Origin of the sequence: Janibacter hoylei PVAS-1, from assembly GCF_000297495.1 — a bacterium.
Classification (GTDB): domain Bacteria; phylum Actinomycetota; class Actinomycetes; order Actinomycetales; family Dermatophilaceae; genus Janibacter; species Janibacter hoylei.
This window is the reverse complement of record NZ_ALWX01000045.1, coordinates 42678-52000: the sequence shown is the minus strand read 5'-3', so window position 1 is coordinate 52000 and position 9323 is coordinate 42678. Positions and strand designations below refer to the sequence as shown.

5 protein-coding genes and 2 pseudogenes are annotated in these 9323 nt (G+C 72.2%); 6 read left to right on the top strand and 1 reads right to left on the bottom strand.

Annotated elements, in window-relative coordinates; genetic code table 11:
* Positions 1–242 precede the first annotated feature (242 nt).
* From B277_RS10230 to cimA, 6 genes and pseudogenes are all read left to right on the top strand, one after another.
* Entirely contained in the window at positions 243–1289 is a 1047-nt protein-coding gene (locus B277_RS10230; RefSeq protein ID WP_007927934.1) for a 3-isopropylmalate dehydrogenase, read from the top strand.
* Positions 1290–1367: 78 nt separating this feature from the next.
* Positions 1368–1613 carry a type II toxin-antitoxin system Phd/YefM family antitoxin gene (locus B277_RS10225; RefSeq protein ID WP_007927933.1) on the top strand — a complete coding sequence of 82 codons (246 nt, stop codon included), beginning with the start codon at positions 1368–1370 and terminating at the stop codon, positions 1611–1613.
* Complete coding sequence (locus B277_RS10220; RefSeq protein ID WP_007927930.1) at positions 1610–1867, top strand: Txe/YoeB family addiction module toxin; 258 nt, start codon at positions 1610–1612, stop codon at positions 1865–1867. The genes B277_RS10225 and B277_RS10220 overlap by 4 nt, the downstream gene beginning before the upstream one ends.
* A gap of 62 nt (positions 1868–1929) precedes the next feature.
* Positions 1930–3031: pseudogene (locus B277_RS10215) on the top strand (branched-chain amino acid aminotransferase).
* A gap of 34 nt (positions 3032–3065) precedes the next feature.
* On the top strand, positions 3066–3854 hold the full coding sequence (locus tag B277_RS10210; protein ID WP_007927923.1) for an HAD family hydrolase: 789 nt from the start codon (positions 3066–3068) through the stop codon (positions 3852–3854).
* A gap of 377 nt (positions 3855–4231) precedes the next feature.
* Entirely contained in the window at positions 4232–5812 is a 1581-nt protein-coding gene (gene cimA, locus B277_RS10205) for a citramalate synthase (RefSeq protein ID WP_007927920.1), read from the top strand.
* 43 nt (positions 5813–5855) lie between these two features.
* Here the strand turns inward: cimA and B277_RS20330 are convergent.
* A pseudogene (locus B277_RS20330) lies at positions 5856–9276 on the bottom strand (proline dehydrogenase family protein).
* Positions 9277–9323 lie beyond the last annotated feature (47 nt).

Here is a 9323-nt window from a genome sequence, read left to right as displayed (position 1 = left end):
TCAGGGACCCTTCGAGACGGTCGCGGGGCGACCTCCTCAGGGACCCTTCGAGACGGTCGCGGGGCGACCTCCTCAGGGACCCTTCGAGACGGTCGCGGGGCGACCTCCTCAGGGACCCTTCGAGACGGTCGCGGGGCGACCGCCCACGCGGAGCGTGGGACCCACTCAGGGAGCGAGGGGCCCTGCGCCCACATGTCGGGACGCGGGGTTCACATGTCGGGACGCGCGCCTAGCCTGAGCACATGAGCACGGACGCAGCGCAGACCAGCTTCGACATCGCCGTCATCGGCGGCGACGGCATCGGCCCCGAGGTCGTCGCGGAGGGCCTGAAGGTCCTCGGCGCCTCCGGCGTCGACCTCCGCACCACCGAGTACGACCTCGGCGCGGCCCGCTGGCACCGCACCGGCGAGACCCTGCCCGACTCCGTCGTCGAGGAGTTGCGCGGCCACGACGGCATCCTCCTCGGTGCCATCGGTGACCCGAGCGTCCCCTCCGGCGTCCTCGAGCGGGGCGTGCTGCTTCCCCTTCGCTTTGCGCTCGACCACTACGTCAACCTGCGCCCGGCCAAGCTCTTCCCCGGCGTCACCAGCCCGCTCTCCGAGCACGTGACGAGCAAGGGGCTCGACTTCGTCGTCGTCCGCGAGGGCACCGAGGGGCCCTACGCCGGCAACGGCGGCGCGCTGCGCGTCGGCACCCCGCACGAGGTCGCGACCGAGGTCAGCGTCAACACCCGATTCGGCATCGAGCGGGTCGTGCGTGACGCCTTCGCCCGCGCCCAGGCGCGCCCGCGCAAGCACCTGACGCTCGTCCACAAGCACAACGTGCTCACCCACGCCGGTCACCTGTGGCGCCGCACCGTCGAGGAGGTCGGCGCGGAGTTCCCCGACGTCGAGACCGCCTACCAGCACGTCGACGCCGCGACGATCTTCCTCGCGACCGACCCGGCACGCTTCGACGTCATCGTCACCGACAACCTTTTCGGCGACATCATCACCGACATCGCCGCGGCCGTCGCCGGCGGCATTGGGCTGGCCGCGAGCGGCAACATCAACCCCACCCGCGACGCCCCGAGCATGTTCGAGCCGGTCCACGGCTCCGCCCCAGACATCGCGGGTCAGGGCAAGGCCGACCCGACCGCCGCGATCCTCTCCGCGGCGATGCTGCTCGACCACCTCGGCCTCGCCGACGACGCCCAGCGGGTCGAGGCCGCCGTCGCCGCGGACCTCGCCGAGCGTGCGGACGAGCGGTCCACGAGCCAGATCGGGGACGCCATCGCCGGGCGGCTGTGACGCCCGGACTACGCTTGCGGTGACCGCCTACCGAGGCGCACACTGGTACAAGAAGTCGTACCAGTGTCTGGAGGAATCATGGCCGTCACCGCGAGCGAAGCCCGCAAGAACCTCTTCCCCCTCATCGAGCAGGTCAACGAAGATCGCACGACGGTGGAGATCACGTCGCGCCGTGGTGACGCGGTGCTCATGTCCCGTGCCGACTACGACGCCCTGGCAGAGACGGCCCACCTCCTGCGGGTGCCTGCCAACGCTCGTCACCTCCTCGAGAGCCTGGCTCAGGCCCGCGAAGGGCGGCGGGACGAGCACGACCTCGAGCGATGAGGCTGGTCTTCACCCCCAATGGCTGGGCCGACTACACGTACTGGCTCGGTGCCGACCGCCAGACGCTCAAGCGGATCAACCGACTGATCGACGACGCCCTGCGGGACCCGGTGGACGGCATCGGCAAGCCAGAGCCGTTGCGTCACATGCTCGCTGGTGCGTGGTCGCGGAGGATCACCGAGGAGCACCGTCTGGTCTACCTCGTCGACGGTGACGACCTCGTCGTCCTCCAAGCCCGCTTCCACTACAGCTGACCCGACCCCCTTCGCTCGGGGGGTAACCTGCACCACATCGGACCCGAGGAGACGTGCCACTGATGACCGCCGAGCTGACCTTCACCACCACCCGCAGCGACGCCCCCCTTCCTGACGCCGACCGCGAGGCCGTCCTGGCCAACCCCGGCTTCGGGTCGACCTTCACCGACCACATGGCCCTCGCCACGTGGACGAAGGGGGAGGGCTGGCACGACGGGCAGGTGCGCGCCTTCGGGCCGCTGCAGATCAGCCCGGCCGCGGCCGTCCTGCACTACGCGCAGGAGGTCTTCGAAGGGATGAAGGCCTACCGACACGAGGACGGCTCGGTGTGGACCTTCCGCCCCGACCGCAATGCGGCGCGCATGGCGCGCAGCTGCGAGCGGCTCGCGCTGCCGGTGCTGCCGGAGGAGGACTTCGTCGGGGCGATCCGCGCGCTCGTCCAGGCCGACGAGGCCTGGGTGCCCGCCTACGGCACGGGCGAGACGAGCCTCTACCTGCGGCCCTTCATGTTCGCCTCGGAGGCCTTCCTCGGGGTGCGACCGGCCAACGAGGTGACCTTCTCGGTCATCGCCAGCCCGGCCGGTGCCTACTTCTCCGGTGGCCTCACGCCGGTCAACCTCTGGATCAGCCAGGACTACGCCCGCGCCGGCGACGGTGGCACGGGGGCTGCCAAGTGCGGCGGCAACTACGCCTCCTCGCTCGCCGGCCAGCTCGAGGGTCAGGCCCAGGGCTGCGACCAGGCCGTCTTCCTCGACTCCTCGACGCACACCTACATCGAAGAGCTCGGCGGCATGAACCTCTTCTTCGTCACCAAGGACGGCAAGCTGCGCACCCCCGCGCTCACCGGCTCGATCCTCGAGGGCGTCACCCGCGACTCGATCCTCGCGCTCGCCCCCCGACCTCGGCCTCACCCCCGAAGAGTCGCGCATCGAGATCGACTGGTGGAAGGAGGGCGTGGCCTCCGGCGAGATCACCGAGGTCTTCGCCTGCGGCACCGCCGCCGTCGTCACGCCGGTCGGCGAGCTGCGCTGGGCCGGCGGCTCCGCCCCGTCCACCGGTGGTGAGGGCGGAGGCGAGATCACCCGCACGATCCGCCAGAGCCTGCTCGACATCCAGTACGGCGTCGCCGAGGACACCCGCGGCTGGATGACCCGGCTCGCCTGAGCAGCCACGCCAGCACCGCACCGAGGTAGCCCACGTGACCCCTCGGCTCATCGCCACCGATCTCGACGGCACCCTGCTGCGCAGTGACGGGACCGTCTCGTCCCGCTCGGTCGACGCCCTTCGTGCCGTCGCCGATGCAGGGCTCGAGACGGTCCTCGTCACCGCCCGCCCCCCGCGCTGGCTCGACGAGCTGGCGCACGTCGTCGGCACGCGCGGAGTTGCGATCTGCGGCAACGGTGCCTTCCGCTACGACGTCGCCGAGCGGCGGGTCTTCGGCGTGCGCTCCATCCCGCGCGAGGTCGTCACCGAGATCGTGCTCGACCTGCGCGACCAGCTGCCCGGCACGGGTTTCGCCGCCGAGCGGCACACCGGGCTGGCCGCGGAGAGCATGTTTGCCGCGATCCACGACCACCCGGAGAACCTCGTGACGACCCCGGCCATCGAGCGGCTGGACGACGCGCTCGTCGGCAAGCTGCTCGCCCGCAACCCGCACCTGACCGACGACGAGTTCATCACCGCGGTCACCGAGATCGTCGGCGACCGCGCGGTCGTGGCCTTCAGCGGTGCCGGCGGGCTGGCCGAGGTCTCGGCGAAGGGGGTCACCAAGGCTGCCGCGCTCGCCGGCTGGTGCGCGGAGCTCGGGATCGACGCGGGGGAGGTGTGGGCCTTCGGTGACATGCCCAACGACCTGCCGATGCTCCTCTGGGCCGGGCGGTCCTTCGCCGTGGCCAATGCGCATCCCGAGGTCCTGGCGGCCGCGACCGACCACGCCCCTGCCAACGACGACGACGGGGTCGCGCAGGTGCTCGAGGGGCTGCTGTAGTCCCTTCGAGACGGCCGCGGGCGGCCTCCTCAGGGAGTGTGGGTCCGACCGGTCCCTGAGGAGCTCGCTCTGCGAGCGTCTCGAAGGGCGGACGGTCGGTGACCGGCTCGTGGGACGGTGCCATGGTGACCAGGTGATGCCCCAGATGACGACCCGCGCTGCCACCGCAGCCGAGCTCATTATCTAGGCGCGACGAGCCACCTGCTCGTCGCGCGGACCTCCCACACCCGGGGGGGTCTTTCGCTTTTCTCGGGCAGGGGACGAGACGAGCGGACGGGTCCGGAGCATCACCCCCGCCACGGACGGGCGCGACGAGCAGGTGTCACACTCACCGCGGAGGCGAGTGCCTCCCTTCGCCCCAACCGGAAGAACCCACGATGCACGGCTTCCACGTCTACGACACGACCATGCGCGACGGTGCCCAGCAGGAGGGCATCAACCTCTCGGTCGTGGACAAGCTGACGATCGCCCGTCACCTCGACGACCTCGGTGTCACCCACATCGAAGGGGGGTGGCCGGGGGCCAACCCCAACGACACCGAGTTCTTCCGCCGGGCTCGCACCGAGCTGCAGCTGCACACGGCGACGCTCGCCGCCTTCGGCGCCACCCGGCGCGCCGGCGGCTCCGCCGCCACCGACCCGCAGGTGCAGGCGCTGCTCGACTCCGGCGCCGAGGTCATCACCCTCGTCGCCAAGATGCACCCGGGGCACGTCGAGCGGGCGCTGAAGACCACCCGCGACGAAAACCTCGCGATGATCGCCGACACCGTGACCCACCTCGTGGGTCAGGCCCGGACCGTCATCGTCGACGGCGAGCACTTCTTCGACGGCTACCACCTCGACCGCGACTACGCACTCGCCTGCGTGCGCGCCGCACACGAGGCCGGGGCCGAGGTCGTCGCCCTGTGCGACACCAACGGCGGCATGCTGCCCGGCCAGGTGAGCGCGGCCGTCGCCGACGTCATCGAGGCGACCGGGGCGCGGCTGGGCATCCACTGCCACAACGACACCGGCTGCGCGGTGGCCAACACGATGGCCGCGGTCGAGGCCGGCGCCGACCACGTCCAGGGCACGGTCAACGCCTACGGCGAGCGCACCGGCAATGCCGACCTCATCACCGTCGTCGCCAACCTCCAGCTCAAGCTCGGCATGGACCTCGTCGAGCCGCACCGCCTGCAGGACGCGACACGCATCTCGCACGCGGTGAGCGAGGTGACCAACTTCCCGCACTTCTCCCGGCAGCCCTACGTCGGCTCGGGCGCCTTCGCGCACAAGGCCGGTCTGCACGCGAGCGCGATCAAGGTCGACCCCGACCTCTACCAACACATCGAGCCCAAGGACGTGGGCAACGACATGCGCATGCTCGTCTCCGACATGGCCGGGCGGGCGACGGTGGAGCTGAAGAGCCGGGAGTTCGGCGTCGACCTCACCGGCGACGACGCGGCGCTCGCGCGCGTGCTCGCCAAGGTCAAGGATCTCGAGCAGCGGGGCTACACCTTCGACGCGGCGGACGCGAGCTTCGAGTTGCTGCTGCGGCGTGAGGTGCAGGAGGAGTCGCTGGAGTACGCGCAGGTCGAGTCCTGGCGGATCATGATCGACGCCCGCGGTGGGGCCGACGCGCTCTCGGAGTCGACGGTCAAGGCGACCGCGGGCGGGCAGCGCTTCGTCGCGACGGGGGAGGGCAACGGCCCGGTCAACGCGCTCGACCAGGGTCTGCGCCACGCTCTCGTCGCGGTCTACCCGGAGATCGAGCGGATCGAGCTCATCGACTACAAGGTGCGCATCCTCGATGCCGCCCACGGCACCGACGCGACGACGCGGGTGCTCATCGAGCACAGCGACGAGCACACCTCGTGGACGACCGTCGGGGTGGCACCCAACATCGTCGAGGCCTCGTGGGAGGCGCTGCTCGACGGCATCACCTACGGCCTGATGCGTGCCGGGGTGCCCGTGCGCTGACCCGCGCAAGGGTCAGGCCAGGACCTCCACCCGCTGGCAGCGATCAGCCCGCCACGTGACCGAAGCGATGCCGGGTGGTGCTCACGGCCTGCTCCCGGACGAAGGGGAGCAGCTCACGGCGTCCGGTCGCCAGGACCTCGCCGGTGATGACGTCGACACCACCGGCGACGAGGTCGTCGACGAGGGTGGGCGGGGCCTCGCCGATGGCGCGCACGCGCACGTCGGCGGTCCGGCGGGCCCGCACGAGGCAGGCCGCCTCGACCTCGGTGACGACCTGCACGTGGCCGAGGCTCGCCGGAAGGTTGAGGGATGGGTCGGCGGAGACGACGACGTGGGCTCGGGTGAGGGTGGCGGCTGCGACGAGGCGCAGCACCTCGACCGGTCGCGCCCCGGCGCCGGCGCGCACGAGCACCCGCGGGTGCGGGCGGTAGCGGAAGACGTTGGTCTCCACGACCAGCGCGCTCTCGTCGTGCTCGACCCCGAGCTCGCCCGCCCAGGCGGCCGCATCGCTCGCGAGCGCCGACTCGAGCCAGGCGCGCTCCTCGTCGGTGACCGTGTCGCCGAGCCCGGCGAGCTGCGCGTCGACGGTGGCGCGGACCGCGGAGGCGACGGACGCCCCCTTCGTCGGGAGACCGTCGGCGGACCACGTGCCGAGCTGGGCGACGTAGTTGGGGCCGCCCGCCTTGGCGCCGGGGCCGATCGAGCTGGCCTTCCACCCGCCGAAGGACTGGCGGCGCACGATCGCGCCGGTGATGTGCCGGTTGACATAGGCGTTGCCGACCTCGACCGCTTCGGTCCAGCGCGCGATCTCCTCCTCGTCGAGGCTGTGCAGGCCACCGGTCAGGCCGAAGGCGGTCGCATTCTGCAGCTCGAGCGCCTCGTCGAGGGAGTCCGCGCGCATGAGCCCGAGCACCGGTCCGAAGACCTCGGTGAGGTGGAAGAAGGAGCCGGGGCGCACGCCGTCCTTGACGCCCGGCGACCAGAGCCGGCCGGTGTCGTCGAGGCGACGCGGCTGCACGAGCCAGCGCTCGCCCGGCTCGAGGGTCGTCAGCGCGCGGAGCAGCTTGCCGCTCGGCACCTCGATGACCGGGCCCATGCGGGTGCCGAGGTCCGCCGGCCACCCGACGGCGATCGACTCGACCGCGTCGACGAGCTGACGGCGGAATCGCTCGGAGTCGGCGACCGACCCGACGAGGATGCCGAGCGAGGCGGCCGAGCACTTCTGACCGGCGTGGCCGAAGGCCGAGGAGACGAGGTCGGCGACGGCCAGGTCGAGGTCGGCTGACGGGGTGACGACGAGCGCGTTCTTGCCCGAGGTCTCGCCGAGGACGCCGGCCCCGTGCTCGCGTCCGGCGCGCCAGCCGGCGAAGAGCCGCGCGGTCTCGCTAGCGCCGGTGAGCACGACGGTGTCGACGTCGGGGTGGGCGACGAGGTGCTGACCGATCTCGTCCTCGTCGGTGCGCACGACGTGCAGCACCTCGCGGGGGATCCCGGCGGCGTGCAGCGCCGCGACGGTCGCCTCGACGCACACCGGCGTCTGCGGCGCCGGCTTGATGACGACGGCGGAGCCCGCGGCGAGTGCAGCCAGGACACCGCCGATGGGGATGGCGACGGGGAAGTTCCACGGCGGCGTCACGAGCGTCAGGGCGAAGGGGGTGAAGCGCGCCCCGTCGGCCATCGCCCCCGTCCTCGAGCTCGAGGGCGCGGTCGGCGTAGTAGCGCGCGAAGTCGACGGCCTCGGAGATCTCCGGGTCGGCTTCGGCGGCGGTCTTGCCCGCCTCGGCGGCCATGATCGCGAGCAGTTCCTCGCGGCGGGCGTCGATCTCGCGAGCGGCCTTGCGCAGCAGGTCTGCTCGCTCGGCGGCAGGCCGCGCGGCCCAGCCCTCGTGGGCAGTGCGGGCGGTGGCGACGACCTCGTCGACGGCGGCGGTGCTGCCCAGGTGAGGTGAGGTCGGCTCGGGCCGGGGTGCGGCGACGGCCCGGGCAGCCCACTCGCGGGTGGCCGGTAGCGCCGGGTCGGAGTCAGGCGTGTTGTCGAAGTGGTCACCGATGGGTGCCCGCTCGGCGGAGCGGCGCGGCCCGACGTGCGTGGAGCCGATGGCCTCGACGCTCGTCCGGAAGCGAGCCTCCTGGTCGGGCATCGCCGACGGGTCGTCGGCGAAGGAGGCGTGCAGGTAGCTTTCCGGCGACGCGGTCTCCTCGAGGCGGCGCACGAGGTAGGAGACAGCGGCGTCGAAGTCCTGGGGGGCGACGACTGGCGTGTAGAGGATGACGGTGCCCACCTCGTCGCGCACGGCGCGGGCCTGGGCGGGAGACATGCCCTGCAGCATCTCGACGTCGAGCGCGGCCGAGACGCCGCGGTGCTGAGCGAGCAGGTGGGCGGCGGCGACGTCGTAGAGGTTGTGCGAGGCGACGCCGAGGCGCAGCGCGCCCGCGAGCTCGGGGCGCAGGGCTCGCTCGATGCAGCGCAGGTAGTTGGCGTCGACATCCCCCTTCGTCGGGTAGGGGGCCTGCTCCCAGCTGTGCATGACGGCCTCGACCCGCTCCATGGCGAGGTTGGCGCCCTTGACGAGGCGGACCTTGATCGGGGCGCCACCGGCCGCGCGGCGGGCGAGGGCGAAGTCGACGAGCCGCTCGAGGGCGGGCAGCGCGTCGGGCAGGTAAGCCTGCAGGACGATGCCGGCCTCGAGGTCGTGGAACTGCGGCTCGGACAGGAGGGTCGTGAAGACCTCCATCGTCATCTCGAGGTCGCGGTACTCCTCCATGTCGAGGTTGACGAAGGCGTGCGGCGTCGAGGCCCGGGCCGTCTCGTAGAGGGGGCGCAGGCGGGTCAGGCAGCGCTCGACGGTGCCCGCCGTGTCCCACGTGCTGATCTGGCTGACGAGCGAGGAGACCTTGATCGACGCGTAGTCGACGTCGGGGCGCTCGAGGATCTCGCGGGTGCGCTCGGTGCGCGAGGAGGCCTCGCCCTCGCCGAGCACGGCCTCGCCGAGGAGGTTGATGTTGAGGCGGAAGCCGTCCTCGCGGGCGGCGGCCAGGTGACGGCCGAGCCTGGGGTCGCGGGCGTCGACGATGAGGTGGCCGACCATCTGCTTCATCCGCGCGCGGGCGGCGGGCACGACCACCTTGGGCGCGATCCGCGCGGCGCGGGCGCCGAGGCCGAGCAGGCTGCGGTCGAGCGGGCCGAGGAAGGAGGCGGCGTCCGAGGCGGTGATCCGGTTGAGGGCGGTGGCCGCGACCCGGTCGTCCTCGGGCCGGGCGACCCGGTCGACGAAGAAGACGGCGAGGTCGAGCCCCTCGTGGTCGGACAGGAGCGCGGCGAGCTGGCCGGTCGACTGCGCCTCCCGCTTCGTCTCCCCGGCGCTGGCCGCGGCGGACCAGCGGGCGGCGAGGGCGATGGCCTCCTCGACGAAGGGGGCGAACGCTGCGGTGGCCGGGTCGGTCTGGGCGGGTGTCGTCGTCATGCTCTCGACGGTAGGCGCGCGACGTGGCGATGACCACAGCCAGACGT